The organism is Leisingera caerulea DSM 24564 (assembly GCF_000473325.1).
Taxonomy (GTDB): Bacteria; Pseudomonadota; Alphaproteobacteria; order Rhodobacterales; family Rhodobacteraceae; genus Leisingera; species Leisingera caerulea.
In genome coordinates, this window is sequence record NZ_KI421513.1 from 220399 (window position 1) to 247323 (window position 26925).

Annotated in this window: 23 protein-coding genes; 3 read left to right on the top strand and 20 right to left on the bottom strand. The window is 64.3% G+C overall.

From position 1 onward, the window contains the following. Positions 1–55: 55 nt before the first annotated feature. The 5 genes from CAER_RS0108235 to CAER_RS0108255 form a co-directional block, all read right to left on the bottom strand. Complete coding sequence (locus CAER_RS0108235; RefSeq protein WP_027234898.1) at positions 56–781, bottom strand: extensin-like domain-containing protein; 726 nt, start codon at positions 779–781, stop codon at positions 56–58. After that, positions 778–1710 carry a prephenate/arogenate dehydrogenase family protein gene (locus CAER_RS0108240; protein WP_027234899.1) on the bottom strand — a complete coding sequence of 311 codons (933 nt, stop codon included), beginning with the start codon at positions 1708–1710 and terminating at the stop codon, positions 778–780. The genes CAER_RS0108235 and CAER_RS0108240 overlap by 4 nt, the downstream gene beginning before the upstream one ends. After that, entirely contained in the window at positions 1707–2792 is a 1086-nt protein-coding gene (gene hisC, locus CAER_RS0108245) for a histidinol-phosphate transaminase (protein WP_027234900.1), read from the bottom strand. Before hisC ends, CAER_RS0108240 begins: the two co-directional genes overlap by 4 nt. 123 nt (positions 2793–2915) lie before the next feature. Beyond that, a complete protein-coding gene (locus CAER_RS0108250) occupies positions 2916–4562 on the bottom strand; it encodes a hypothetical protein (RefSeq protein ID WP_027234901.1) in 1647 nt (548 codons plus the stop codon). A 171-nt stretch (positions 4563–4733) separates the two neighbouring features. Beyond that, positions 4734–6158, bottom strand: coding sequence for an aminotransferase class V-fold PLP-dependent enzyme (locus CAER_RS0108255; protein WP_027234902.1), 1425 nt, complete (start codon positions 6156–6158; stop codon positions 4734–4736). Positions 6159–6262: 104 nt separating this feature from the next. On the opposite strand from CAER_RS0108255, the gene CAER_RS0108260 reads away from it, so the two are divergent. Next, the gene (locus tag CAER_RS0108260) at positions 6263–6724 is read left to right on the top strand and encodes an Lrp/AsnC family transcriptional regulator (RefSeq protein WP_027234903.1); all 462 of its coding nucleotides are present in this window, start codon (positions 6263–6265) and stop codon (positions 6722–6724) included. Between the two features lie 80 nt (positions 6725–6804). Here CAER_RS0108260 and CAER_RS0108265 read toward each other — a convergent pair whose 3' ends face one another. From CAER_RS0108265 to CAER_RS0108285, 4 genes are all read right to left on the bottom strand, one after another. Further along, positions 6805–7377, bottom strand: a complete 573-nt coding sequence (locus CAER_RS0108265) for a PA14 domain-containing protein (RefSeq protein WP_027234904.1) — start codon at positions 7375–7377, stop codon at positions 6805–6807. Between the two features lie 166 nt (positions 7378–7543). Beyond that, positions 7544–8164, bottom strand: a complete 621-nt coding sequence (gene rpsD / locus CAER_RS0108270) for a 30S ribosomal protein S4 (protein WP_027234905.1) — start codon at positions 8162–8164, stop codon at positions 7544–7546. A 327-nt stretch (positions 8165–8491) separates the two neighbouring features. Beyond that, positions 8492–9553, bottom strand: coding sequence for a Hint domain-containing protein (locus tag CAER_RS0108280; RefSeq protein WP_027234906.1), 1062 nt, complete (start codon positions 9551–9553; stop codon positions 8492–8494). 202 nt (positions 9554–9755) lie between these two features. Further along, the gene (locus tag CAER_RS0108285) at positions 9756–10673 is read right to left on the bottom strand and encodes a LysR substrate-binding domain-containing protein (RefSeq protein ID WP_027234907.1); all 918 of its coding nucleotides are present in this window, start codon (positions 10671–10673) and stop codon (positions 9756–9758) included. A 220-nt stretch (positions 10674–10893) separates the two neighbouring features. Between CAER_RS0108285 and katG the strand changes: the two genes are divergently transcribed. Beyond that, on the top strand, positions 10894–13101 hold the full coding sequence (gene katG, locus CAER_RS0108290; protein WP_027234908.1) for a catalase/peroxidase HPI: 2208 nt from the start codon (positions 10894–10896) through the stop codon (positions 13099–13101). Positions 13102–13269: 168 nt separating this feature from the next. On the opposite strand, the gene CAER_RS0108295 is transcribed toward katG, so the two are convergent. The 11 genes from CAER_RS0108295 to CAER_RS0108345 all read right to left on the bottom strand — a co-directional run bounded on the left by CAER_RS0108295 (position 13270) and on the right by CAER_RS0108345 (position 25880). After that, positions 13270–13647, bottom strand: coding sequence for a cytochrome C oxidase subunit IV family protein (locus tag CAER_RS0108295; protein WP_027234909.1), 378 nt, complete (start codon positions 13645–13647; stop codon positions 13270–13272). Positions 13648–13656: 9 nt separating this feature from the next. Then, positions 13657–14373: a heme-copper oxidase subunit III family protein gene (locus tag CAER_RS0108300; RefSeq protein WP_027234910.1), complete on the bottom strand. Its 717-nt coding sequence runs from the start codon at positions 14371–14373 to the stop codon at positions 13657–13659. 16 nt (positions 14374–14389) lie between these two features. After that, complete coding sequence (locus CAER_RS0108305; RefSeq protein WP_027234911.1) at positions 14390–15088, bottom strand: cytochrome c oxidase subunit 3; 699 nt, start codon at positions 15086–15088, stop codon at positions 14390–14392. Next, on the bottom strand, positions 15085–16860 hold the full coding sequence (locus CAER_RS0108310) for a cbb3-type cytochrome c oxidase subunit I (RefSeq protein ID WP_027234912.1): 1776 nt from the start codon (positions 16858–16860) through the stop codon (positions 15085–15087). Before CAER_RS0108310 ends, CAER_RS0108305 begins: the two co-directional genes overlap by 4 nt. A gap of 133 nt (positions 16861–16993) precedes the next feature. Then, positions 16994–17821, bottom strand: a complete 828-nt coding sequence (locus CAER_RS0108315; RefSeq protein WP_027234913.1) for a cytochrome c oxidase subunit II — start codon at positions 17819–17821, stop codon at positions 16994–16996. 267 nt (positions 17822–18088) lie between these two features. Beyond that, positions 18089–19918, bottom strand: coding sequence for a BCCT family transporter (locus tag CAER_RS0108320; RefSeq protein WP_027234914.1), 1830 nt, complete (start codon positions 19916–19918; stop codon positions 18089–18091). Between the two features lie 77 nt (positions 19919–19995). Continuing rightward, positions 19996–21006, bottom strand: a complete 1011-nt coding sequence (locus CAER_RS0108325; protein WP_027234915.1) for an Ldh family oxidoreductase — start codon at positions 21004–21006, stop codon at positions 19996–19998. A gap of 13 nt (positions 21007–21019) precedes the next feature. Continuing rightward, positions 21020–21649 (bottom strand): DUF3726 domain-containing protein, encoded by a 630-nt coding sequence (locus CAER_RS0108330; RefSeq protein WP_027234916.1) that lies wholly within the window; start codon positions 21647–21649, stop codon positions 21020–21022. Beyond that, on the bottom strand, positions 21646–23334 hold the full coding sequence (locus CAER_RS0108335) for a hypothetical protein (protein ID WP_027234917.1): 1689 nt from the start codon (positions 23332–23334) through the stop codon (positions 21646–21648). Before CAER_RS0108335 ends, CAER_RS0108330 begins: the two co-directional genes overlap by 4 nt. Positions 23335–23337: 3 nt before the next feature. Then, positions 23338–24321 (bottom strand): membrane dipeptidase, encoded by a 984-nt coding sequence (locus tag CAER_RS0108340; RefSeq protein WP_027234918.1) that lies wholly within the window; start codon positions 24319–24321, stop codon positions 23338–23340. A gap of 113 nt (positions 24322–24434) precedes the next feature. Then, positions 24435–25880, bottom strand: coding sequence for an aldehyde dehydrogenase family protein (locus CAER_RS0108345; protein ID WP_027234919.1), 1446 nt, complete (start codon positions 25878–25880; stop codon positions 24435–24437). Between the two features lie 105 nt (positions 25881–25985). Between CAER_RS0108345 and CAER_RS0108350 the strand changes: the two genes are divergently transcribed. After that, positions 25986–26873, top strand: a complete 888-nt coding sequence (locus CAER_RS0108350; RefSeq protein ID WP_027234920.1) for a LysR family transcriptional regulator — start codon at positions 25986–25988, stop codon at positions 26871–26873. The last annotated feature ends 52 nt before the right edge of the window (positions 26874–26925 follow it).

Below are 26925 nucleotides of genomic sequence, written 5' to 3' on the forward strand. Positions count from 1 at the left end.
TCCGGGATATTTTCAGCCAGATGAACAGGGGAGCGCCGCCTGGCGGCGGCCGCCGTCAGCGGCAGTAGGAGCCGCCGCGGTGGCGGGCGATATCCAGGTGGAAGTGGTCCTTGTGGTAACGGTCGGCCTCCGGCCCCAGCACGGTGCCGAAGGGGCCGCAGGCGGCGCGCCAGATCTTTTTCAGCTTTTTGCGGGTCTTGCGTTTTTTCCAGCCGTGCAGAACGGTGACGGTCTCGCCGCTGGCCAGGGTGAAGCCGGAAATGTCGATCGCCCGGCCCTTGCCATGTTCGGAGATCTTGGCGCCGGGACGGTTGTTGCGGGTGCGGCAGGCGTAATGGGCCGCGACCCGCAGGCCGACCACCTTGTTGCGGCGCCCGAAGGCGGTTTCCACTTCGCGGTGGATCCAGGTCTTCAGCGCCCGGGCGGTGTTGCAGGTCATCAGCGACGTCTGGCTGAGCCGCACCCCGGCGATTTCACGCACCCTGACCGCATCCTTGACGCCACAGCCGGGCAAGGCGCCTGCCACAGTGCCGGCCTCATCGCCCTTGATGTCCGCGTCGCCGCAAACCGCGCCCTTGAGGCGTTTCTTGCGGCCGAACAGCACCTCGGTCGCCTGGGTGCCTGCACGGGCCTGCGGCAGAGGCATGGGCGGCAGGGCTGCTGCCGGGGCGCTGAGGGCGGCGAGCTCCCGCAGCTCGGGGGCGCGTTCCGGCTGGTTTTCCGCCAAGGCCGGCGCCGCCGCCAAGGCCAGAGCCGCAAGGACAGCACCGGCCCGGATCATTTCTTTTGCACCCGGCCGAAGTCCGGCGCGTCGGTGTCCTGGCCGGCCTCGATGATGCCCCGGCGGATGGCGCGGGTGCGGGTGAAGTAATCGTGCAGATGCGCGCCGTCGCCGGTGCGGATGGCGCGCTGGAGGGCAAAGAGTTCCTCGGTGAAGCGGCCGAGAATTTCCAGCGTGGCGTCCTTGTTGGTCAGGAACACGTCGCGCCACATGGTCGGATCAGAGGCGGCGATACGGGTGAAGTCGCGGAAACCCGCGGCGGAGTATTTGATCACCTCGCTGTCGGTCACCCGGCGCAGGTCGTCGGCCACACCCACCATCGTGTAGGCGATCAGGTGCGGGGTGTGGGAGGTGACGGCCAGCACCAGGTCATGGTGGTCGGCGTCCATCTCATCGACATTGGCGCCCATGCCTTCCCACAGCGCGCGCAGACGGGCCGTGGCGGCGGGATCTGTGCCCTCGACCGGGACCAGCAGCGACCAGCGGTTGTCGAACAGCTCGGCAAAGCCGGATTCGGGGCCGGAATGCTCCGTCCCGGCCAGCGGATGGGCAGGCACGAAATGAACGCCCTCAGGGATATGCGGCTGCACCGCCTCGATCACGTGGCGTTTGACGGAGCCCACGTCAGAGACCGTGGCGCCGGGTTTCAGCACCGGGGCGATCTCTTCCATCACCGGGCCCATGGCGCCGACGGGGACGCAGAGCACCACCAGGTCGGCGTCTTTCACAGCGTCGCGCGCGCTGTCGCAGACGCGGTCGCAGAGGCCGATTTTGCGAGCCGTCGCACGGGTTTCCTCACTGCGGGCATAGCCGGTGACCTCGCCCGCAAGGCCTGCGCGTTTCATCGCCCAGAACATCGAGGACGCGATCAGGCCCAGCCCGATCAGCGCGACGCGGCCGTAGACCTGGCCGTTTTCCTGGCTGCTCATGCCTGCCCCTCTTTGAATGCTTTGACGCCTTGCGCGATGCGGCGGCAGGAGTCTTCGTCGCCGATGGTGATGCGCAGTGCTGTGGGCAGGTTGTAGCCCGCCACCCGGCGCACGATCAGCCCCTGTGCTTGCAGGTACAGGTCGCAGGCCTCGGCCTCGGCCTGGCTGCTGAAACGCGCCAGAATGAAATTGGTGCTGGAGACGTCCGACGGCACGCCGATTTCGGCCAGCGCATTGGCCAGCCAGGCGCGCCACTTGGCGTTTTCGGACCGGCAGTGATCGACATAATCCGTATCGCGCACGGATGCCTCAGCGCCCGCCAGCGCGGTGCTGGAGACGTTGAACGGCCCGCGCACACGGTTCAGGACGTTGATGATCTCCTTGGGGCCGTAGCCCCAGCCGATCCGGGCGCCGCCCAGGCCGTATATCTTGGAGAAGGTGCGGGTCATGAAAACGTTGCTGCGGGATGCGATCAGCGCGGCGCCGGCATCAAAGCCCTCGACATATTCGGCGTAGGCGCCGTCCAGCACCAGAAGCGCGCCATCGGGCAGGCCATCGGCCAGCCGCGCGACCTCGGCCTCGCTGATCATGGTGCCGGTGGGGTTGTTGGGGTTGGCGATGAAGACCAGCTTGGTGCGGTTGGTGCAGCCTTCCAGCAGCGCGTCCACATCAGTGACGCGCTCGCGCTCCTTCACCTCCACCGGGGTGGCGCCGGCCGCCAGTGCGCTGATGCGGTACATGGCAAAGCCGTGTTCCGTATAGAGAACTTCATCCCCCGGACCGGCATAGGCCTGGCACAGGAAGGCGATGATCTCGTCGCTGCCGGCGCCGCAGATGATCTGCTCCGGCTCCAGCCCGTGCACCTCGCCGATGGCCTGCCGCAGCGCTGCATGATCCGAACTGGGATAGCGGTGCATACTGGCCGCCGCCGCCTGCATCGCCTCAATGGCGCGGGGGCTGGGGCCAAGCGGGTTCTCATTCGAGGAGAGCTTCACAACATTGCTCACCCCTTTCACATGGGCTGCCCCGCCCTGATACAGAGCGATGTCCATGATACCGGGCTGCGGTGTGAGTTGGGTCATAATACGGGCTCCTTAATTCCAACCCGTCATAACGGCCCAAACGCGGACGGGGAAGCACCAAGATGACGCTTCCCCCAGGCTGCCGCCCCCCTGCGGCAGCTCCCGCCGACAGAACCGCTGGCGTTAATGCGCCGCGGCCGTCTTGGGCATCTTGCGCTTGGCCTCGGCCATGATGATCTTCTGGATCTGCTTGCGCAGCTCCATGTCCTTGCGCATCGCCTCGTTGGCCTGCTTTTGCATGGTCGCCGCCGATTGCGAGCCGTCGGCGCTGTTCAGGGCCTCGCCTGCATATTTGCTGAGCGTCTTGCCGGAAATCTGCTTGGAGATCTCGCCATAGACAGCGTCACCGTGCAGCTTGATGAAATCCTCGGTGGCCTTGGCGCCGTATTTGGCGATCAAATCCTTCTTGACCGCACCCTCCAGCGCGGCGGGCGCCAGCTTGGTCTTGAGGAACTTCTCCGCGCCGGAGGTGAAGCCGGAGGAGAATTTCTCCAGCGCCTTGCCGGCCCCTGCGGACATGATGCCTGCGGTCAGGATCTTGGCGATGCTTTCCTTGATCTCCTTGGTGTTCGGCGGACGGCCTTTTTCGATCAGCGGCTTGGCCAGGCCGATGGTTTCCTTCAGGGCTTCCGTCACCATCGCCTCCCCGGCCTTGGATTTCAGGAACTTCTCAAAGAAGACCTTCACCGCTTTCCTGGGCATCTCGCGGGAGAGTTTCGAGGCTGCGGCCTTGGCCAGATCATCGGCGAGGCCTGCCGACAGCTTGGCGGTCAGCTTGCCGCCTGCAGCGCCCGCCAGCCCGGCAATGAAGCTGTCGATGAACACTTTCTTGGCGGCGCCGTCCCATGTCACCTTGTTGCCCGCCAGATGCTCACCCAGCTGGCCCGCGCTGGATTTCAGCGCCTCGGTGCTGGCGGCAGCGACAGCGTGAGCCTTGGCAGGCGACATACCCTTAGTCGCCACCAGGCGCGCGGTCATGTAGGTTTCCACCACGGCAAAGGAAACTTCGCGCACCACTTCCAGCTTCCAGACGATGCCGCCTGCGGTGGCGATCCGCTGGTCGATGAATTTCTTGAACGCCTTGCCGCCGGTGTTATAGGCCTTGGAGGCCTTCACATCCTGCTTGTAGACCTTTTTCCAGTCCGGTTTTTTCTTGCTGGTCAATGTCTTGAGGAAACTCGCCTCGGAGCGGGCATTCAGGATCGGGGTCCAGGGCGGATCGGTCTTGTCGTTCACCACGCTGACGGCAAATTCCGTGAGCGCATTGAGGAAGGTCTCGTTGCCCTGGCGGGTGTTTTCCACCTCGTTGCAGAAATCGACCCAGGATTCCGCCTGGCCGTACATCATGTTGGCCTTGGCCAGAAGCTTGCGGCGCAATTCTTCCTGCCCCGCCTCGAACTCGGCAACGGTGATCAGCTTGGTCTTGCCGTTCTCGACAACCTCAACCCGTTCAATCTTGGTGTCGGCGGCATGCATCGCGGCCAGCTTGGGCAGGCCAGCGTTCCAGGTGCGCATGCCGGGATCGACGATGCCGTCGGGCTTTTTGAAGCCCAGCTTCTTTTTCTGGAAATCCTTGATGGTCTTGATCAGCCCGGCATCGCATTTGGTGCTGATTTCGACGGAATGGCCGTTCGCCTTGAGCATCAGGCGGACAAGTTCGACATCCGCGGGGGCGTTCTTGACCGGTTTGAATTTGCTTTCGCCGGTCTTGGGGTCCGGCTTGGTAATCCGTTTCTTGTCGCCGACAGGGGCGGAAAGCTTGAGAGCCATGATTTTGCTCCAACCAATTAACTACTGGTTCAAGCGTGCCATGGCGCCGACCGCCCGTCGCGGGGGATTTGGGATAGACATTCCCCCTTTAAATGCAGGGGCCGGCTGCCTACATATCACAAGCATGTGAGGTGCTTCCCTGGCGCGGGAAAGCACCCGTTCCGGTTGGGCCTAGGCGGCCCGGGATTTGAACCGTGCAGTTGCCGGATCAGCGTTGTAGCGGGCGGCAATTTCCCCTGCTTTCAGCGTCAGATCGTTCACGCAATCGATGATGTACTGCGCGGTCTTCTCCTCCATCAGGTAGGAGAAGTTGAGCCGCACCCAGCCGGGTTTCTTCATCTCTTCTCCCGCTTGCAGGTCGGCGAACAGGGTTTCCGACTCCGGCTCGCTGATGCCCAGCAGCCGGTGCGCATAAGGGCCTGCGCAGGCGCAGCCGCCGCGGGCCTGTATGCCGTAGACGTCGCTCAGCATGCGGGTGAACAGCTGCTGATGCACCGGGCTGCCCGCCCCGTCCGTGACCAGGAAAGAGAAGATTGGCAGCCGGTGGGCCTCGCGGTGGCCAAGGATGCGCAGGCGCGGGTTGGCGGACCAGCCGTCCCAGGCCATCTGCGCGAATTTGGCTTCGCGGGCCTCGATCTGCTGCTGGCCCACGGCCTCCTTGACCAGGAACGCCAGGGCGGCGCGGATGTCGCCGATCACGTTTGGGGTGCCGGCCTCCTCGCGGGCGGCCAGATTCTGGCTGTATTCATGCCGCCAGGGGGAGACAAAGCTGACGGTGCCGCCGCCCGGCCACGAGGGGCAGCGGCGGCGCACCGCGCCGGTGTTGACGACCAGCACGCCGGAGGCGCCGGGGCCGCCGGGAAACTTGTGCGGTGACACGACCACGGCATCCTTGCGGGCGGCGCCGCCCTGCCCCATGTCGACCGGCAGGTAAGGGCCGCCGCCGGCATAGTCCCAGACCGCCAGCGCGCCATGAGCGTGCAGCAGGCGGCTGATGGGATCAGGATCGGTCACGATGCCGGTCACGTTGGAGGCGGCGGAGAAGCTGCCGATCTTCAGGTCACTGTCCGCATGCTGCTTCAGCGCCAGTTCCAGTACCGCCAGGTCGGGCCCGCCCTCCTCTGCCTCGGGGATTTCGACCACCTGCGCCTTGCTTTCGCGCCAGGGCAGGATGTTGGAGTGGTGCTCATACGGGCCGATGAAGACCACCGGCCGCGCGGCCTCATTGACACCGAACAGGCTCACCAGCCGGTTGAGGCCCGCGGTGGCGCCCGACCCGGTGAAGATCACCGCATCCTGTGCCGTGGCGCCGGTGAGGCGGGCGATTTCGCTGCGCGCCTCGCGGCGCAGGCGGGTCATTTGCGTGCCGCAGTAGGACGCCTCAGTGTGGGAGTTGGCGTAGAACGGCAGCACCTGCGCCGCCACAAAATCCTCAACCTGGCGCAGCGCCCGGCCGGAGGCAACGTAGTCCGCATAGACCAGAGGCACCTCACCATCGAGGCCGGGGATCATCACACCGTCGCCGATTACGCTGCCGCCAAGGGTGCCGTCCTGTGCGGCCTGCCGGATGGTCTGTTTGAATGCTGCCAGGGTCATGTCGCGCCTCCGAAATCTGTTGATTCATCTTGAACGGAGCTCGGCGAGTTATCTTTATCAATTACTGAGTGGATAGCACAATTATTGTGTCATATGATCCACCAATGAGCAAATCAGCAGATCAAATTGACCGCGCCATCTTGCGAGCGCTGCAACACGACGCCAGCCTGTCCCAGCGGGAGCTGGCGGATCAGGTTGGCCTGTCGCAGAACGCCTGCTGGCGGCGGCTGAAAGCGCTGAATGAAAGCGGCTTGCTGAAGGGCTCCACCGCGCGGCTGGACCGCAAGCAGCTGGGACTGGATCTGGTGGTGTTTGTGCTGCTGCGCACCCGGCACCATTCGGCGGAGTGGCTGCAAAAGTTCCGCCGCCATGTGCTGACCATCCCCGAGGTGGTGGATTTCCACCGGATCGGCGGCGATTACGATTATCAGCTGAAAGTGGTGACCGAGGACATGGCCAGCTACGACAAGGTCTATCAGCGGCTGATCTCAGGCGTGGAGCTGGACAGCGTGACCTCCTATTTCGCGATGGAAGCCATCGCAGAAGGCCGCCCGCTGCCGCTTTAGAAAAGGATGGAGCGGGGGCTCTGCCCCCAGCCCTCCGGGCTTCCCCCGGGATATTTCCGGCCAGAAGAAGGCCTTTCTGGTCAGTGACCGAAGGCGCTGTCCTTCATCCATTTCGGGCGTTTGCCGTCCGGGCCCATGCGCATGTGCAGGCAGGCTGTCCCAAGGCGCTGGAAGTACAGAATATCAACCGGATACCAGCCGGCGGAGGGTACCTCGACCTGGGTCATGATGGTGCTGTCGCAGGACTGGCGGCCGTCGAACTCCCCCACGATCTGGCCGCCGATGCTGGCCCGCAGCCCGTCGTTGGTCAGGAAGTCGATATTGTGGATGCCGGGCTGGTCGAACTTCACGTATCCGGTGATTCTGGCCGCCACGTGCATCGGCCGCTTGGAGGTCAGGGTGTTCTGCCCCTCTTCGGTGTCCCGGTTGTCCAGCCCGGAAATGGGGCGGCCGCGCTCGCTGCCGATCTTGAGCGCTGAAGAGGCTTCGGCCAGTGTTTTCACGTCCTGCGGGTAGGCGTAGGTCACCGCAAGGCCGGGCTTGAGGCCGGAGGGCTGCGGATTTGCGGGTGTGAGTTTCAGCGGTGCAGCGCCTGCCGCCGCCGCCAGAACCGTAAGCGCCGCCACGGCAGCTGCCTTCATCATCAACTTCATTGGTCACTCCCTGTCGTTTTGGGATCAGGATAGTACCAATGACGCCGCCGGACCACAGCTTTCCTTGCGGCCCGCGCCACGCGACCTCCTGCAAGGCGGCAGCAGCAAAGAAAAAGGGCTGCCCCGCAGGACAGCCCTTCCGCCAGATGCCCCGGGGGCAGCAGGCTTAGTTCTTGGCGTAGAATTCGACGACCAGGTTCGGTTCCATCATAACCGGGTACGGCACGTCGCCCAGGGACGGGGTGCGCACGAAGGTTGCGGTCATCTTGGAGTGGTCGGCTTCGATGTAATCCGGCACATCGCGCTCAGCCAGCTGGGTGGCTTCCAGAACGGCAACCATCTGCTTGGACTTGTCGCGGACCTCGATCACGTCGCCTTCTTTGACGCGGTAGGAGGGGATGTTCACGCGCTTGCCGTTCACGGTCACGTGGCCGTGGTTCACGAACTGGCGGGCCGCAAAGACGGTTGCAACGAACTTGGCGCGGTAGACGACGGCGTCCAGGCGGCGCTCCAGCAGGCCGATCAGGTTTTCACCGGTGTCGCCGGAGACGCGGACGGCTTCGCCGTAGATGCGGCGGAACTGCTTTTCGGTCAGGTCGCCGTAGTAGCCCTTGAGCTTCTGCTTGGCGCGCAGCTGAATGCCGAAGTCGGACAGTTTGCCCTTGCGGCGCTGGCCGTGCTGGCCCGGGCCGTAGTCGCGGCGGTTGACCGGGGACTTCGGACGGCCCCAGATGTTTTCGCCCATGCGGCGGTCGATTTTGTACTTGGCAGACGTGCGTTTGGTCACGGCTGATCTCCTTCTTTAATGGCATTGCAGCTTGTTCCGAAAACCGGTTCCCACTTTTCGGGCTGCAATCGCATCCGCCACCGCACCGTCCGTGTTCACCTGCTCCAGGAGCACCTGCAACAATCGAAGGGCGTTGTCCTCTTGCTCCGCATCCAGGATCCGGGCATGACAGGCATCCCCTTGCGGGGGCCACCAACACCAATGAAGCCGCGCTTATATAGGGGGATGGGGCAGAGTCAACATGGCGAACGCGCATTTGCCTGGAAATCTGCAGGCGACAGCCGGGCCGGGACGCGAAATAGCGCGCTGTTCCGGTTCCGTAAAGGCTCAGGCGGCCTGATGCGCGAGAATCGCGGCCTCGGACGCGCTGAGATTGCGGCGGGCATAGGCGCCGTAAGACAGCGGATCGCGCTCCAGCTGCGGCTGCAGACGGAACAGCCTCGCCCTGTCGCTGCCGCTCAGCGCGGTGAGCGAGGCGTTGGAGGGATGGAAGCTTTCGGTCTCCACCCCGTTGGCCCAGAGCACCTGGTGATTGGCCAGCATCAGGTGGATATAGGTGACCTCGCGCACCGTGGCATCGGGCAGGATTGTGCGGCCATTGGCCAGATCGCCGGCCGCCACCAGCACCTCGGGCGTGTTGAACAGCGCCTGCACATGCGCGCCGCGGAGCAGCATCCGGTGATCGGGGGAGACCAGCAGCTCCCGTTCCGGGCGGTCGATCCCCAGGGCGCCGGCATGAATGCGGACCGGGCGCAGCTGCGGCATCACGTGCAGCCGCGCACCGGTGATCCGGCGCGAGCCGATCCACAGGATCTCTTGGGCGCCATTGTCACGGGTCTGGACCTTGCCGCCTTCGCGCAGCTGTTCGACCCGCTTGGGCCCTTCGGGGGTCGAAATCAGCGTTCCGGGGGTAAAGCAGACCACCCCGGATTCGCCGTGGGTCCGCTCCGTGCTGCGGCCGGCCAGCGACTGGTGCACCACCCAGAGGTCGGTCCCGCGCGGCGGCAGACTGCCCGTGAACATCAAGAGCGGCAACTTGCCCGGCCCGGTTTCGATCAGGGTCACCGTGAAACTTTGCGCGCCGTTGGTCACGGCAAAGCTGCTGTCCATCAGCGGCTCGTCCACCGCGACCGCATCCACATCGGTCCGGTTCTGCACCGCTGCCCCAACCAGCCGGCGCACCGACCGTGCCGCCCGGCGACGCAATTCTGCCTCATCGTTTGCCGTATCCAGCCGCAACAGCCCTGCTGGCCCGTCCACCCGCACAGCATCGCCATGCCAGGACCAAGCCGCGCCCACCTCCAGCGCGCCCACCGGCGCGGCCGGAAGGCCGTCAATCTCGGTTTGCGACCAAGAAACAACAAACGTGCCGCGAAAGCCCGTTTTCATCTGCCTGTATGCCCGCTTCAGCTCGTTATTTTTATGGAAAGTTAACAAAACAACCTGAATCAGGAAACAATAAGGCCGTTGAAAGGCTTGTGAACGTGCTCTTTGCGCACCAATCTGCAAGAGGTTGAGACCACCCCGGAGCCACTCAATCCAGAGTGTGCAAATCCGGTGATTGTTCACAAAGGCAGAACAGATCCGTGCCTCAGATCACCGGGCTGCAGCTGGCCCGCAGGGTATCGGCCGCCTGGCGCACCACTTCGGCCACCTGCGTCAGCTGCCGCGCCAGCGGGTTGCTGCGGCGCCAGATCATACCGATGGTGCGGGCGGGCTGCGGGTCGCGGAAGCGGGCCACCGAGACCACCGCCGAGCGGGTTTCAACCGGGACTGCCATTTCCGGAATGAGCGTCACGCCGATGCCCGCACTGACCATCTGAACCAGGGTCGACAGGGAACTGCCGTCCAGCAGCTCACGCGGGGCCGCCGACTGCATGTTGCAGAACGACAGCGCCTGATCGCGGAAGCAGTGCCCCTCCTCCAGCAGCAGGAGCCGCATTTCGCGCAAACCCTCCGGACCCGGCACCGGCTTGCCGCTGTCCTCCCCCGGGCGCACCAGCACGAAGTCCTCGGAGAACAGCGGCACTTCCTGGAACGCAGGCTCTGAGACCGGCAGCGCCACGATGGCGGTGTCCAGCCGCCCCTCCCCCAGTTCCTCCAGCAGTTTGGGGGTCACGGTTTCGCGCACCCGGATGTCGGCCTCCGGATATTGGCGGGTCAGCGTGCCGACAATGGAGGGCAGAAGATAAGGCGCAATGGTGGGAATCACCCCGATCCGCAGCCGCCCGGCCAGACCGTCACGGGAGGCGCGCGCCAGCTCGCCCAGCTCATCCACCGAGCGCAGGATGCCGCGCACCCTTAAGGCGAGATCCTCGCCAAAGCTGGTCAAACGCACCTGGCGCGCCCCGCGCTCCACCAGCTGCACCCCCAGAACTTCCTCCAATTCCTTGATCTGAACCGACAAAGCAGGCTGCGACACCGCGCAGGTCTCTGCCGCGCGGCCGAAATGGCGGTGCTGGGCCAGCGCCTCGAAATAGCGCATCTGGCGGAGGGTCACGTTTATCATAGGTTTTGATTATCACTGCGATGAATAAATGCAACTTAATCCAATGGATTTCCTCTGCTAGCCTCATTTCACGAAGACAGGGAAACCGGCAGCAGCTTTGCCGCGCTTGCATTCTCAAGGCGGGGCCAGGGCTGCGCTCAAGCGATGAGCTGCCGCACAGGCCCGAGGGCGCTTCTGTCACGTAGCACGATAGTAATTGCAGCCACGATCGGAGACAAAAATGGACGGAAATACCCCCCAAGGAAAATGCCCGGTGTTTCATGGCGCCGGCGCATCCGGCGGCACCACCAACAAGCATTGGTGGCCGAACCTGCTGAACCTGAAGGTCCTGCACCAGCATTCGCCTGCGTCGAACCCGATGGGCGCTGATTTCAACTATGCCGAAGAGTTCAAGAAGCTGGACCTGAAGGCGGTGAAGCAGGACCTTTACGCGCTGATGACCGACAGCCAGGACTGGTGGCCTGCGGACTATGGCCATTACGGGCCGCTGTTCATCCGCATGGCCTGGCACAGCGCGGGCACCTACCGCAGTGCGGACGGCCGCGGCGGCGGCGGCACCGGCAACCAGCGGTTTGCGCCGCTGAACAGCTGGCCGGACAACGGCAACCTGGACAAGGCGCGCCGCCTGCTGTGGCCGATCAAGCAGAAGTACGGCAACAAGATCTCTTGGGGGGATCTGATGATCCTGGCGGGGAACTGCGCCATTGAATCGATGGGCGGCCCGGTGTTCGGCTTCGGCGGCGGCCGCGCGGATGTGTGGGAGCCGGAGGAGGACATTTATTGGGGGGCGGAGAAAGAGTGGCTGGCCACCAGCGACCAGCCCAACAGCCGCTATTCCGGCGAGCGCGACCTGGCCAACCCGCTGGCCGCGGTGCAGATGGGGCTGATCTATGTGAACCCGGAAGGCCCCGACGGCAATCCGGATCCGGTCGCCTCTGGCAAGGATGTGCGCGAGACATTCTCCCGCATGGGGATGAATGACGAGGAGACCGTGGCGCTGGTGGCGGGCGGCCATACCTTTGGCAAGGCGCATGGCGCAGGCGATCCGGAGCTGGTCAGCACGGAACCGGAAGGCGCGGAGATTGAGCATATGGGGCTGGGCTGGCTGAACTCGCACGGCACCGGGAATGCGGCTGACACCACCACGTCCGGCATTGAGGGAGCGTGGAAACCCAACCCTACAAATTGGGATATGGGCTATTTCGACGTGCTGTTCGGCTATGAGTGGAAACTGGTCAAAAGCCCGGCTGGTGCAAACCAGTGGCAGGCGCAGGACGTGAAGCCCGAGCATATGGTGGTGGACGCCCATGACCCCAGCAAGACGCATCCGCCGATGATGACCACCGCGGATATGTCGATGCGGATGGACCCGGAGTACGAGAAGATCTCGCGCGATTTCCACGCCAACCCGGAGAAATTCGCCGACGCCTTTGCCCGCGCCTGGTTCAAGCTGTGCCACCGCGACATGGGACCCAAGTCGCGCTATCTGGGCGGGGAGGTTCCGGCGGAGGATCTGATCTGGCAGGATCCGGTGCCTGCGGTGGATCACCCGCTGGTGGAAGACGGCGACGTGGCGGACCTCAAGGCCAAGGTGCTGGCCTCCGGGCTTACGGTGCCGGAGCTGGTCTCCACCGCCTGGGCCTCGGCCTCGACCTTCCGCGGCTCCGACATGCGCGGCGGCGCAAATGGCGCGCGCATCCGCCTGGCGCCGCAAAAGGACTGGGAAGTGAACGAGCCTGAGAAGCTGGCGAAGGTGCTGAAGGTGCTGGAAGGCATTCAGCAAGACTTCAATGCCGACGCAACCGGCGGCAAGAAGATCTCGATGGCCGATCTGATCGTGCTGGCAGGCGGTGCCGGCGTGGAAGAGGCCGCCAAGGCTGCCGGGCATCCGGTGGAAGTGCCCTTCACCCCTGGCCGGACCGATGCCAGTCAGGAGCAGACCGACATCGAGGGCTTTGCCGTGCTGGAGCCGGAGGCGGATGGCTTCCGCAACTACCAGAAGGCGGACTACAGCATTCCGGCCGAGAAGATGCTGGTGGACCGGGCGCAGCTGCTGACCCTGAGCGCGCCGGAGATGACGGCGCTGATCGGCGGGTTGCGGGTGCTTGGGGCCAATCACGGCGGCTCCGCGCACGGGGTGTTCACGGACCGGGCTGGCGTGCTCAGCACCGATTTCTTCGCCAATATCCTGGACATGGGCGTGCAGTGGCAACCGGCTGGCGACGGCACCTATGAGGGCCGCGACCGTGCCAGCGGCGAGGTGAAATGGACCGCCACCCGTGCTGATCTGGTGTTCGGCTCCAACTCGCAGCTGCGGGCGCTGGCCGAGGTCTATGCGCAGGATGACTCCAAGGAGGCGTTTGTGCAGGACTTCGTTGACGCCTGGGTCAAGGTGATGAACGCAGACCGGTTCGATCTGGCGGCGTAAGAGCTGCCGAAACTGAAAATTGGAGGCGCTCCGGGACACCGGGGCGCCTTTCTCTTTACACGACCCAGAAACAACACTGAGGGCAGCGCCTGACCCTCGGCGGGCGTGAAGCGCCCTCCCGTGGGGAAGGTCGGGTGCTGCCCGGCCTATCGGCCAGGCGATTATACTTTACTCTTCTGGCGCGGCAGCTGCCCCCTGCCCGAGCTCAATCACACGGGTATCTGCGGTGTAACCCGACTCGATGATCAAAATTGCCAGCAGCCCGATCATCGCCAGCGGCGGCAGCAGGATCGCATAGATCAGCGCCAGCCGCTCCCAGGCCATATGCATGAAAACGGCAATGATCAGCCCCGCCTTCAAGGTCATAAAGATCAGGATCAGGCTCCAGCGCAGGAGCCCCTGCAGCTGCGCATAATCCACCCAGTAAGACGCGGCGCTGAGGATGAACAGCAAAACCCAGACTACGAAGTAGAGCTTGATCGGATGCTGCTGCCCCTCTTCATGGGCCATGCTGCCGGTGTCCATTGCTTGCGGTGTATCTGTCATCGCGGCCCCCTACCACAGATAGAAGAATGCAAAGATGAAGACCCAGACCAGGTCGACGAAGTGCCAGTAGAGCCCCATGATTTCGACCGCCTCGTAATCGCCGTTGCCCTGTGACATCCAGCTGCGCTGGTCGCGGTCGAAGTCGCCGCGCCAGACCTTGAGCGCGACGATAATCAGGAAGATCACCCCGATGGTCACATGGGTGCCGTGAAAGCCGGTGATCATGAAGAAACTGGCGCCGAACTGCTCTGCCCCCCAGGGGTTGCCCCAGGGGCGCACGCCTTCGCTGATCAGCTTGGACCATTCAAACGCCTGCATTCCCACAAAAGCCGCGCCCAAAGCGGCGGTGGCCAGCATCAGTGCGGCGGTCGCCTTGCGCGCCTTGCGGTAGGCGCAGTTCACCGCCATCGCCATTGTGCCGGAGGAGGAGATCAGCACGAAGGTCATGATGGCGATCAGGATCAGCGGCAGGTCCCGGCCGCCGATATGAAGGGCAAAGACTTCGCTGGCGTTGGGCCATTCCACGGTGGTGGAATTGCGGGCGTTCAGATAGGCGACCAGGAAGCAGGCAAAGATAAACGTGTCGCTGAGCAGCAGGATCCACATCATCGCCTTGCCCCAGGAGACCTTCTTGAACACCCGCTGGTCCGAGCCCCAGTCGGCGGCAAAGCCGCTGTGCCCCTGTTGCAGCAATGTCTGATCCTGGCCTTGAAGCGGATGTTCCATAACTCTCCCTCCTCCTTCAACTCACGGCCGCGCGGCATAGCGCCAGAAAGGCGTTGCCCCAGCCCTGCAGCAGCGCAAACAGCATCAGCCAGAAGGCCAGCAGCCCGTGCCAGTACAGCGCGCAAAGCCGCACGCCCGGCAGCAGCGCCTTGACGTCCCTGCCCCCGGCGTGGCGCAGGCAGACCGCCGCCAGCGCGATGATGCCGCCCAGCACATGCAGCCCGTGCAGGCCGGTGATCAGGTAGAAAAAGCTGGCCGCCGGGGGGCCGTCCAGCGGGTAGCCGTCTTTGGTCAGCGCGATCCATACCTGCGCCTGCCCTGCCAGAAACGCGAGCGTGGCGATGCTGGCGGCAATCAGGCTGGCGCGCAGCCAGCGCGCTGTCCCGGCCCGCGCCGAGATCACCACGAACTGCAGGAACAGGCTGGCCAGCAGCAAAAGCGCGGTGTTCAGCCAGACCCGGCCGGGCAGCGGCACCAGCTCCCACGGCGTTTCCTCAATCTGCATGACAAAGGCGCTGCCCAGCATGGCAAAGAGCCCGCCGGCCACGGCCAGGAAAACCGCGATGAAGATAAATCCTGGCGCCTTGCCCGGGCCATGGCCCGCCAGTGGCGCAATGCCGGTTTCCAGCCAGGGCTTGGAGGCCAGGCGCTGCTGCGACAGCCAAAGCCCCGCAGCCAGGGCGACCAGCGCCAGGAAGGCAAGGATGACCGTCACAGCCGCCTCCCCTCGCCGTCCGGCACCCAGGGATCGTTCTGAGCAACAAAATCCTCCGGCGCGCCGGGCACGCTGTAGTCATAGGCCCAGCGGTAGACATTGGGCAGCTCATCGCCCCAGTTGCCATGCCGCGGCGGCGTTTCCGGTGTCTGCCATTCCAGCGAGGTGGCGCGCCAGGGGTTGCCGTCCGCTGCGCGTCCGCGGCGCAGGCTCCAGAAGATGTTGAACAGGAACAGCACCTGCACGGCCCCGACAATCAGCGCGGCTGAGGAAATGAAGGCGTTGAGCCCGTCAACCGGCGCGGTCAGGAATTCCGGCTCGCCGATCTCGAAATACCGGCGCGGCACGCCGACCAGGCCCACGTAGTGCATCGGGAAGAACACCGCATAGGCACCGATGAAGGTGACCCAGAAGTGGATCTGGCCCATCGCCTCGTTCAGCATCCGCCCGGTCATCTTGGGATACCAGTGATAGATCGCGCCGAAGATCACCATGATCGGCGCCACCCCCATCACCATGTGGAAATGGGCGACGACGAACATGGTGTCAGACAAGGGCACATCGACCACCACATTGCCCAGAAACAACCCCGTCAGCCCGCCGTTCACGAAGGTCACGATGAAGCCCAGCGCAAACAGCATCGGCAGGGTCAGGTGGATGTCGCCCTTCCACAGAGTGAGGATCCAGTTGTAGACCTTGATCGCGGTCGGGATGGCGATGATCAGCGTCGTGGTGGCAAAGAAGAACCCGAACCACGGGTGCATGCCCGAGACATACATATGGTGCGCCCAGACGATGAAGCTGAGCGCGCCGATGATGACAATGGCCCAGACCATCATCCGGTAGCCGAAGACGTTCTTGCGCGCATGGACCGCGATCAGGTCGGAGACGATGCCGAAGGCGGGCAGTGCCACGATATAGACCTCGGGGTGGCCGAAGAACCAGAACAGGTGCTGGAAGGCAATCGGGCTGCCGCCGCCATAGCTGAGCTTCTCGCCCAGCTCCACCAGCGTCGGCATGAAGAACGACGTGCCCAGCAGCCGGTCGAACAGCATCATCACGCAGGCCACGAACAGCGCCGGGAACGCCAGCAGCGCCATCACCGTGGCGGTGAAGATGCCCCAGACCGTCAGCGGCAGCCGCATCATCGTCATGCCGCGGGTGCGGGCCTGCAGGACGGTGACGGCATAGTTCAGCCCGCCCATGGTGAAACCGATGATGAACAGGATCAGCGAGACCAGCATCAGGATGATGCCGCTTTGCGCGCCGCCCGGCGTCCCGGACAGCACCGCTTGCGGCGGATAGAGCGTCCAGCCCGCGCCGGTCGGCCCGCCGGGAACAAAGAAGCTGGCAACCAGCACGAGGACGGCGAGCAGATAGACCCAGTAGCTGAGCATATTGACGAAGGGAAACACCATGTCCCGGGCACCGACCATCAGCGGGATCAGGTAATTGCCGAAACCGCCGAGGAAGATCGCGGTCAGCAGATAGATCACCATGATCATCCCGTGCATGGTAACGAACTGGTAATAGGCCTCCGGCGTGATGAAGTCGAAAGTGCCGGGAAAGCCCAGCTGCAGCCGCATCAGCCAGGACATCACCAGGGCCACCAGGCCGATGGCCACAGCGGTGCCGGAATACTGGATGGCGATGTATTTGGCGTCCTGCGAGAAAACATATTTGCCAATCCAGCTGTGCGCATGCGGCGGCATCACATCGGCAACTTCGCGCGGCGGCAGATTGCTGTCGTGGTCAGGCAGGGTGTCGGTCATTGCAGGACTCCATCGCGTTTGCGTCCCGCCCGGCTGAAAGCCGGGCAGTGCCCGACCGCCCCGTCAAACCGGAGGTTTGCCTCCGGCAATACGGAGCGGGCACTTCGTTTCCGCCCGCGGCCGGGCACTGCCCTCACCGTTCTGCCAGTCTTGTCGCGGGTTCAGACGCCGTGCGGGCGTAGTCTTCAAAGGTCAGCTGCTCCTGCAGCCATTCCTGGTATTCCTCCGCCTCCACTACGGTCACATAGCCGCGCATGAAGGGATGCGCGGTGCCGCAGTATTCGGCGCAGAGCACCTCGAAATTGCCGGTGCGGGTGGGCGTGAACCAGATATAGGTGACCATGCCTGGCACCATGTCCATCTTGGCGCGGAACTCAGGCACGTAGAAATTGTGCAGAACGTCGATCGAGCGCAGCAGCAGCTTCACCGGCTGATCCACCGGCAGATAGACCTCGCCGCCCTCGATGATGAGGTCATCGTTGCCAAAGCGGTCATGCGGGTTGACGCCCAACGGGTTCTCTCCGCTGACCCATTCCGCATCCGCGGTGCCCAGCACCCCGTCCTCCCCCGGCAGCCGGTAGGCCCAGCTCCACTGCTGGCCGAAGACCTCCAGCTCGGTGGCGTCGTCCGGCACGGTGACAAACTGCTTCCACACGAACAGCCCCGGCACCAGCATGGCCGCCACGCCAACGGCGGTCACCGCGGTCAGCCACCATTCCAGGCGCTTGTTTTCAGGATCGAATTCCGCCTTGTGCCCCGGCCGGTGCCGGAATTTCCACACGCAATAGGCTGTGAACAGCACCACCGCGGCGAACACCGCGCCAGTGATCCAGAAGGTTATAACCAGCGTGTTGTCGATATAGTCCCAGTTCGACGCGATCGGCGTCCACCACCACGGGCTGTAAAGATGGAACGCAACGGACCCCGCCACGATCAGCACAAGCACGACCGCAATCAGCATCCCGCCCCCTTTCCCCGCTGCCCGAACACTCCAAAGGTCCGGCAGGCAGGTTCATTCGGCATGAGAGGACAGTATACGGCGGTTTCACAAATTAATCCAGAAACCGTATGTTTTACGCCTTTTGCGGCAAGAAGTTTCCATATTAACGCAATTCCGGCCCCGCCCGCGCAGAGCTGCCCGGGAAGATTCCGGGCCGCCGGAAACAAAAAGGGCCGGAGGGATTTCTCCCTCCGGCCCCTGCACCGCCCGGCAGGGCGGCAGCATTGCTTATTCGGCAGGCGCGCGCTCTGCTGCCTTCTCACGCTGACCGTCGCGGAACAGCGCCTTGGCCAGCGAGATGCACATCAGGCCCATCACCATGGTGAACGGCAGGGCACCGATGATCATCGCGCTTTTCAGCGCTTCCATCGGGTCGGCCCCGCCATTCTGCTTGCCCGCGAACAGCAGGGTGCCGATCACGGCGGTCAGGATCAGGCCCCAGACGATCTTGTGCTTGTTGCCGATGTTCTGGTCGCCGCCGGACATGATGGTGTTCATCACCAGAATGCCGGAGTCCGCAGAGGTGACCAGGAAGGTCATGATCAGAACCACGCACATGATGGTGATGCCGGACAGCAGGCCGCCGTCGATCATGCTTTGCAGCGTGACAAACAGCTTGGCAGTGTTGGAGGCGCCGATGATCGCACCCTCTGCTGCGCCGTTCAGTTCCAGGTCGATGGCGGTGCCGCCCAGGATGGTCATCCAGGCAAAGCAGACCAGCGCCGGGGCGAACACGCAGCCGATGATGAATTCACGCACCGAGCGGCCGCGGGAAATGCGCGCCAGGAACAGGCCCACGAAGGGCGAGAACGCGATCCACCAGGCCCAGTAGAAGGTGGTCCAGCCTGCCTGCCAGCCGAACTGGCGCTGCGGCTCGCCTGCGGCATAGGCCGCTGACAGCACGTCGTCGGACAGGGCAGCCGCTTCGCCTTCCAGACCGGACTTGAAGCCTTCGAAGGAGCCCCAGGCGTTGGTGGCACCGCCGCGCAGAGCGTCGGCATAGGGGGCTGCCTCGGCCGGCAGTGCTGCCGAGAATTCAGCCGCGGATTGCGGGCCGAAAGCGCCAAAGCTCAGCGATGTGAAGTTCAGGATATAGTCCACAAAGGCGGAGGCGTAGGTGCTCATGGCGAACATGAAGGAGCCGAAGACCACAAAGGTCAGCAGCAGGATGATCGACAGCACCAGGTTCAGGTTCGACAGATACTTGACGCCGCGGCCGACGCCGGACACTGCCGAGATGATCGACAGGCCCATGATCGCGAACAGGCCGGCCAGCAGGCCAACGGTGCCCGGTGCAGGCGCGTCGCCGCTCATGTCCATCATCCATTCCATGCCGGTGATCGCGTAGAGGCCGTCCACGAACTGCGACACGCCGAAACCGATGGTCACGGAGACGCCCAGGATGGTGGCGACAACGCCCAGCACGTCAACAACGTGGCCCAGGAAGCCGTTCATCAGCTTGCCGAACAGCGGCGTCAGCGCGGTGCGGATGGTCAGCGGCATGCCGCGGGTATAGGCGTAGTAGGCCAGCGACAGGCCGGTCACCACATAAATCGCCCAGGCGTGGAAGCCGTAGTGCAGGAAGGTGTAGCGGAAGCCGGACTGAATGGCCTCTTCGCTGTTTGCCGCGACATCCTGCGACAGCACCACCGGGTTGGACCCCCACAGGCCCAGCGGCTCTGCGGTGGCGAAAACCATCAGGCCGACGCCCAGACCGGCGCCGAACATCATCGAGAACCAGGAGAAGTCCGAAAACTCCTTTTGCTCGCCCGGGGCCCCCATGATCCGCTTACCGGTTTGCGGCAGAGCGGCGACCACAAACAGGAAAAAGGCGAAGAAGCCGACGATGACGATGTAGAATGCGTTGAAATCCTCCAGAATGCGCCAGTTCAGGCTGCCCAGCACGCCAGTGGCGTTTGCCGGCCAAACCAGGGCCCAGAGCACCAGCGCGACCATGATCCCCTTGCTGAGCAAGGCGATCTCGACGCTGTGCCCCTCGTAGAAGCCGCCGTTGGAGGTCTTAATCTCCAAATCGGTAAAAGGTTGCTTAATTGACATGCGTTTCCTCCCGTTTCGCACGTGCCGCACCGTGGTGCGGAGTATCCGGCGGGTTGCGGTCCCGCCGGGGATTGGCGTCAGCCCATGAGAGCTTTGATCCTGTCCAGCGTTGCAACGCTGACCGCGACGCCTTGGTCACGGGCCCTGATCCGCTTGCCGCGGCGCCCGTCGCCCGGCACATGTGCGCCAGGCTGTGCCCGCACCGCTTCCACGATTCCGACCATTCCGGAACGAAATGTGTCATTTGATGTCGCAGCGGGGTCGATTGCGATAAACATTTGGCCGGTTTTCGGCGGGCCGCCCGCGGTGCCGGAGAACGGCGAGGCGTTGATGCCCAGGGTCGCACCGGTCAGTGCGGCGGCCATTATTTCGGTCAGCAGCGCGACGCTAACGCCCTTATACCCGCCCGACGGCGCCATGGAGCCCTTGAGGCCCGCGTCCGGATCGGTGGTCGGGTTGCCGTCAGCATCCAGCGCCCAGCCCAGTGGGATCTCCTTGCCCTCGCGGGCGTGTTTCATCACTTCGCTCTTGGCGATGGTGCTGGCGCTCTGGTCGATCAGCAGTTCCGGCTCGCCGTCCTCGCCCGGCACCGCGACCGAGAACGGGTTGGTGCCGACAACCGGCTTGCTGCCGCCCGACGGGGCAATCGAGGCCGGCGCGTTGGTAAAGCCCAGCCCCACCAGCCCGGCGCGGGCCAGGCGGGCGGTGTGGTAGCCGAGAACGCCGCAGTTATAGCTGTTGCGGATGGCCAGAACCGCGATGCCCTGCTCGCGGGCTGCCGGGATCAGCGCCTCAAAGCCTGCGTCGATGGCCGGATGCGCGAACCCTGTGGCCGCGTCCACGGAAATGACGCCGGGACGCGGGCGGGCCAGCGCGGGCGACGCCTGCCCGTCCACCTTGCCGCACTGCACATGCTCCGCGTAGATCGGGATATAAGCGAGGCCATGGCTGGCCACCCCGTCGGCCTCTGTCGCTGCGGTGGCAACCGCCAGCGGGCGGGCATTCGCCTCGGATGTGCCCGCAGCCACCAGGGCGCGGAAGGACAGGTCCTCGATCTCGTCAAGGGTCAGGATTTGGGTTTCGGTCATGTATGGGGCCTCTTCAGTCGTTGTCCGACAGCCCGGCGCCGGCGCCCAGAAGGCGCGACTCCTCGGTGGCCGGAGCGTAGGTTTTATGGGCAAACTGGTTGAGCGCGGCCCAGGCCGCCTCTTCCGGCTCAGCGCGGGTGCGGCCCGGCTTCGGGTTTGAAACGATGCCCGCGGCACGGATGGTCATCAGAGCGGCGGCCTCAGGCAAAACGCCTTCGCATTGCAACCCGGCCCCATCGGTGACGGCTTGAAAGCCCTCGCCCTCGACGGTGACGCAGGTATCAAGCTGGCGGGCGGCCATCGCGGCAAACGGCAGGATCATTGCGGGCTGGGCAACAGGTCCAATTGTCCGTGGCGTGTTCCGCAACTGCACCGCGCAGTCCGACAGAACCGCGCCGGTTCCCAGCGGGCACAGCGGCGCTTGGGATTGCCAGTCACCGTCCAGAGACCGCGGCAGGTGGCGCGATAGCTCAGCCGCAAAGCCGGCCCGCAGCAGCCCGGCCAGCACAGCCGCGCCGTCCAGCCCCTGCGCGCACAGCCAGCGGGTAGCCTTGGCAGCCTCCTCGGCCAAGCCCCAGTCATAGCCGGCCCCGCGGGCGGCGCGTTTGGCGGTGGCTTCCACTTCGTTCAGTGCATAGCTCATTGGTCTGCCTCCGGGTACACCCACAAGTCCGCGTTGGCGGTGGTCAGGTCTTCGGGGTAAGGCGCGCCCGCATACATGCAAATCCGCACCCAGCGGTCGGAGCGCGGGTCGAAATGGGTGGCCCCGAAAAACGACAGCTTGGCCCGCAGCATGTCGACCGGCAGCACGCGGTTGCTGATGGTGTTGCTGCGGATCTCGCCATAAGGCGCGACCTGGCTCATCTGCGCGCGGCGCACGGTATGGCGGTGCTCCGGATGGCGCAGCAGGAAGGCCGCAACCGGCTGTTCACCGTCCCACTCTGCCAGCGCGGCATGGGCCGCCGCCGCGTCGCGGGCCGGGGCCAGCGGCTGCTCGTAGTTGGCAATCGGCTCGTCGAACCGCTCGCCCATGCGCGGCTCCAGCTTCTCCTCCGAGACATACCAGGCGCGGGCGCAGTTCTCCTTGGCCGTCCAATCCAGCTCCAGCGCCCAGCCAAAACTGTCCTCGATCAGGCTGCGGACCTGTGCAACCGGCATCGCGCCGTTGATCACAAAGGCCTGTTTGTTGCTGTCTGCCATGCAGTCCGACAGCCCGTCCACCAGCTCTGCATAGGGTTCCAGGATCAGCGAAGCCGCCAGTTCCTGCCCTTCCAGGCTCAGCTCCGCCTCGCTCCAGCGGATCAGTCGGTCCCAGGGGTGATCGTTGAGCAGATCATCTGCCGCGGCCCAGGCTGCCAGTTGGTCGAGATCCTTGCGCAGGCTTGCCAGCTTTTCGATCTGCACCGGATGTTCGGAGTGCCAGCGGGCCGCGGACAGTTCGCTCCGCCGCAGTATCCGGCGGAAGCAGGCGGCCTCGTCGCTGGAAGCCGTCTGAACCGAGCGCACCCGGGCAATCGCCTCTTCCCGCGCCATGATCCAGTTGTTGAACAGCACCGGGTGGTTGACGATGTAGGGCGCCATGCCAAGGCCGGTGGAATTGCCGATGCCCAGCCGCCGCGCGGTTTCCGGCGCCAGCGGCACGGCGTTTTCGCCGCCCTTGGCGCGGGCCATATGCTCCACCAGATCACGGACAAAGACACGGGTCAGGTAGACCGACAGCATCTCTGCCTGGAACGGCGCGTTAAGTTCGGGGCGGTCTGCGATGGCTTCGCGGTCCGCAGCGCCCAGCTTGCCGGAGCCGTAGACGGCGGTGGTGCGCATCAGATAGCCGACAGCCTCCACCTGGTCCGGGTCAGGCTGCCGGCCTTGCGACAGCGCATCGATGAAATGCGCCCACAGCCGCACAGAGCGGTTGGCGCGGGAGACAGACAGGGACTTATCGTTGACCCGGCCCGCCTCCTGGTACGGCACGTTCTTCGAGAGCCGCTCAATGTCGTCATCCCTTGGCACCCCGTCGAACAGGGTGAAGGTCGCATCCCAGGCGGTGGCGATCACCCGGTCCGAGCGCATTTCCGGCGGCAGGTCGTGGGCGAAGGCAATCAGGGAGTAAGTCCGCGCAGGGCCGGTGGCAGTATAGACCGCCACCCCGACGCCCTTGGCATTGATATCGAACTTGGGGCGCGCAAAGCTCCAGTTTTCCCGCGCCATGCGGCGCGTCAGCACCCGCATGAAGCTGAGGCGGCACTGATGCAAGGAGCCGAGCCGGCTGAGGCGCATCACCTGTGCCGGATCCCGTCGTGATATCGTTGTCTGCGCGGTTGTTTCCATGACCTATCCCTTTGGGCCAAAGTTTTCGGCAAAGAACCGGTACCAGTTCCCGCCCATGATGCCGCTGACCTCGTCATCGTTCATGCCCGTCGCGCGAAGGCCGTCTTCGATGTTTCCAAAGTCGCGGTTGTCGTTGAACCAGCTGGGCATTGCCGGGAAGCCCGGCGCGGCGGCTGATCCTTCGCCGTAGTCGATTTCCTTGGTCCAGCGGCCAACGCGCATCCATTCCACGACGCTGTCGGGCTGGTCCTGGCAGAGGTCGGTGCCGATGCCGAGGTGTTCCACCCCGTATTTGTCAGCGGTGCGGGCAATCATCTCGCAGAAGCTTTGCAGGGTGCAGTCCGATTTATCCTTGAGGTGGTGGGGATAGACCGAGAAGCCCATCATGCCGCCGTGGCCAGTCACCGCGCGGATCACATCGTCCTTCTTGTTGCGCAGCGCGGGCGACCATTCATGCGGGTTGGCATGGGTGATAGCGATGGGGCGGGTGGAAATCTCCGCCGCCTCGATGGTGGAGCGGTCGGCGGAATGGCTCATGTCCACGACCAGGCCCACCCGGTTCATCTCCTTGATCACCTGACGCCCCATGCGGGTGATGCCGGTGTCCTCATCCTCGTAACAGCCGGTCGCCAGCAGCGACTGGTTGTTGTAGGTGAGCTGCATGAAACGGGCGCCCAGGGTGTGCAGGATCTCGATCAGGCCGATGTCGTCTTCCATCGGCGAAGGGTTCTGGAAGCCGAAGAACACCGCGGTGCGGCCGGTTTCGCGGGCCTTGCTGATGTCGCTGGCCCACTGCCCCTTCATGATCAGGTCCGGATACTGCTCGAACCAGCGGTTCCACTTCTCGAAGTTCAGAACCGTCTCGCGGAAGTTCTCATGATAGGCAATCGTGACATGAATCGCGTCCACGCCGCCCTCGCGCAGCTGGCGGAAGATCTTTTCCGACCAGTTGGCATATTGCAGGCAGTCGATACGGTATCCGGTCATTCAAGCACCTCGATTTTTAAAGGTCAGCGCCCGTCCCAAGTGTTTGCGGGGGCAGGACGGGCGCTGGATCCGGCGTTTCGCCGGAAAAGTTCAGGCCGAGCGGCTGGCGGGCATCAGACCGGTTTGCCGGCGCTGATATAGGCGGTCTTGACGGTGGTGTAGAACTCCGCCGCCGCCTTGCCCTGCTCGCGCGGGCCATAAGAGCTGTCGCCGCGGCCGCCGAAGGGCACGTGGTAGTCGGTGCCTGCGGTCGGCAGGTTGACGGTGACAACACCGGTGCGCGCGTTGCGGCGGAAATGGGTGGCGCGGGCCAGCGACTGGGTCACGATGCCCGAGGTCAGGCCGAAGTTGGTGTCGTTGACCACCGCCAGCGCCTCGTCATAGCTGCCGACCTTGATCACGCTCGTCAGCGGCGCAAACATTTCCTCGCGGTTGATGCGCATGTCGTTGGTGGTATTCAGGAACACGCCGGGGGACATGTAAAAGCCCTCGTGCGGCATTTCCAAACGCTGGCCGCCGCAGGCCAGTTCGGCGCCTTCGGATTTGCCAAGGTCAGCATAGGCCAGGTTCTCGTTCAGCTGCTGCTCGCTGACCACCGGCCCCATCTGCACGCCCTCTTCCAGCGCGTGGCCCACTTTCATGGCCTGTGCCCCGGCGACAAGCTTGTCGACAAAGGCGTCATGAACAGCCGCGTGGACCACGAGCCGGGAGGAAGCGGTGCATTTCTGGCCAGTGCCGCCGAAGGCGCCGCCCAGCGCCAGGGTGACGGCCAGATCCAGGTCAGCGTCGTCCATGACGGCCAGCGCGTTCTTGGAGCCCATCTCCATCTGCACCTTGGTCAGGTTCTGGATGGCGGCGGCGGCAATGCCTTTGCCGACCGGCACCGAGCCGGTGAAGGAGATCGCGTTCACCTTGGGGCTTTCGACCAGGCGCTGGCCGATGGAACGGCCGGAGCCCATGACCAGCGAGAACAGGCCCTTGGGGATGTCCTGCTTGGCGATGATCTCAGTCAGGGCCACGGCAGAGGCCGGGGTGATGTTAGCCGGTTTCCAGACCACCGCGTTGCCGTAGCAGAGCGCCGGCGCGATTTTCCAAGATGCGGTTGCGGTCGGGAAGTTCCAGGGCGAGATGATCGCCACCACGCCCACGGCCTCGCGGCGCACGTCCACCTCAATGTCGGGGCGCACGGAGTCGGCGTTTTCGCCGATCTGGCGCAGGCATTCGGCGGCGTAATAGGTGAAGAACTGGCCGGCGCGGTAGACTTCGCCCTTGCCCTCGGCCAGCGGCTTGCCTTCTTCGCGGCTCAGCAGCGTGCCCAGCTCCTCGGCGCGGGACATCAGCTCATTGCCGATGTTCATCAGCACCGCCTGCTTGCGCTCCAGCCCGTAAGCGGCCCATTCGGCCTGCGCTTTCTGCGCCTGGTCCAGCGTTGCCTCCAGCTGATCGGCGCTGGCCTGGGCAAACATGCCGACCAGATCGCTCAGATCCGAAGGGTTGCGGTTTTCGATTTCGCTTTCGCCAGCCAGCCATTCGCCGGCAATCAGGTTCAGTTTGGTCACGGAGAAGCCCCAGATGCTGAAATTCAGGTTTGCAGCAGGATGGACTTCCGCCCCCGCATCAGTCAAACTCAATAAACTGAACGTAACTTCAACAATTCTGAAGTCATGGCCTTGAAGATTGAAATGCTGCGCGTCTTTTGCACCGTGGCGCAGACCGGGAACCTGTCTGAGGCTGCGAACCGGCTGGGCCGGACCCAATCGGCTGTTTCCATGACGCTCAAGCAGATGGAGGACCATCTGGGCAAGAAGCTGTTCGAGGGCGAGCGCAAGAGCCAGCTGTCGCCGCTAGGCGAGCAAGTCTTTGAGCTGGCCCAGAAACAGGTGCGCCGCTTCGACCAGACGGTGCAAAGCATCGAGATGGCGGCGGAGGCGACCCACGGGCTGATCCGCATCGTGTCGGTGCCATCGGTGGCTGCGCTGGTGTTCCCGGCGGTGCTGGAGCATCTGACCGCCCGCTTCCCGGGTCTCAAGGTCGAACTGCGCGACACCGACACCCAGCAGGTTCTGGACGCATTGGCCGAAGGCAAGGCGGATATCGGCATCGCCTCCGGCTATCATCCGCTGAACGGGGTCAAGGCGGTGCCGCTGTTCGAGGACCGCTTTGGCCTGGTCTGCTCTGCCGATCACCCGCTGCTGCTGCAGGAACGGCCGCCGGCGATCGCTGACGTTACCGGGGCCGGTTTTGTCCGCAACGCCCTGTGCGGCCTGATCCGCAACGAGCGCTTTGTCGAGGCCAGCAGCTCAGCCGATGTGACGATTCACAACACCCACTCGCTGATCACCATGGTCCGGACCGGGAAATGGGTGACGGTGCTGCCGCAGACCGTGGCCCGGTTCATGCCGGAAACCACCGCCTTCCGCCCCATTGCTGACTTGCCGGACAAACGGGAGGTCTACCTCTACCAGCGCGACCGCTCCCGGTTTGCGGCCCTGACTGAGGAATGCAGCAGCTTCATCCAGTCGTGCGACCTGTCACCGGACCTGGCCGGATAACCGCGCGCCTGCGTCCCGCCGCCGGGCAGGCCCGCCGCGCGTCAGGCCAGGT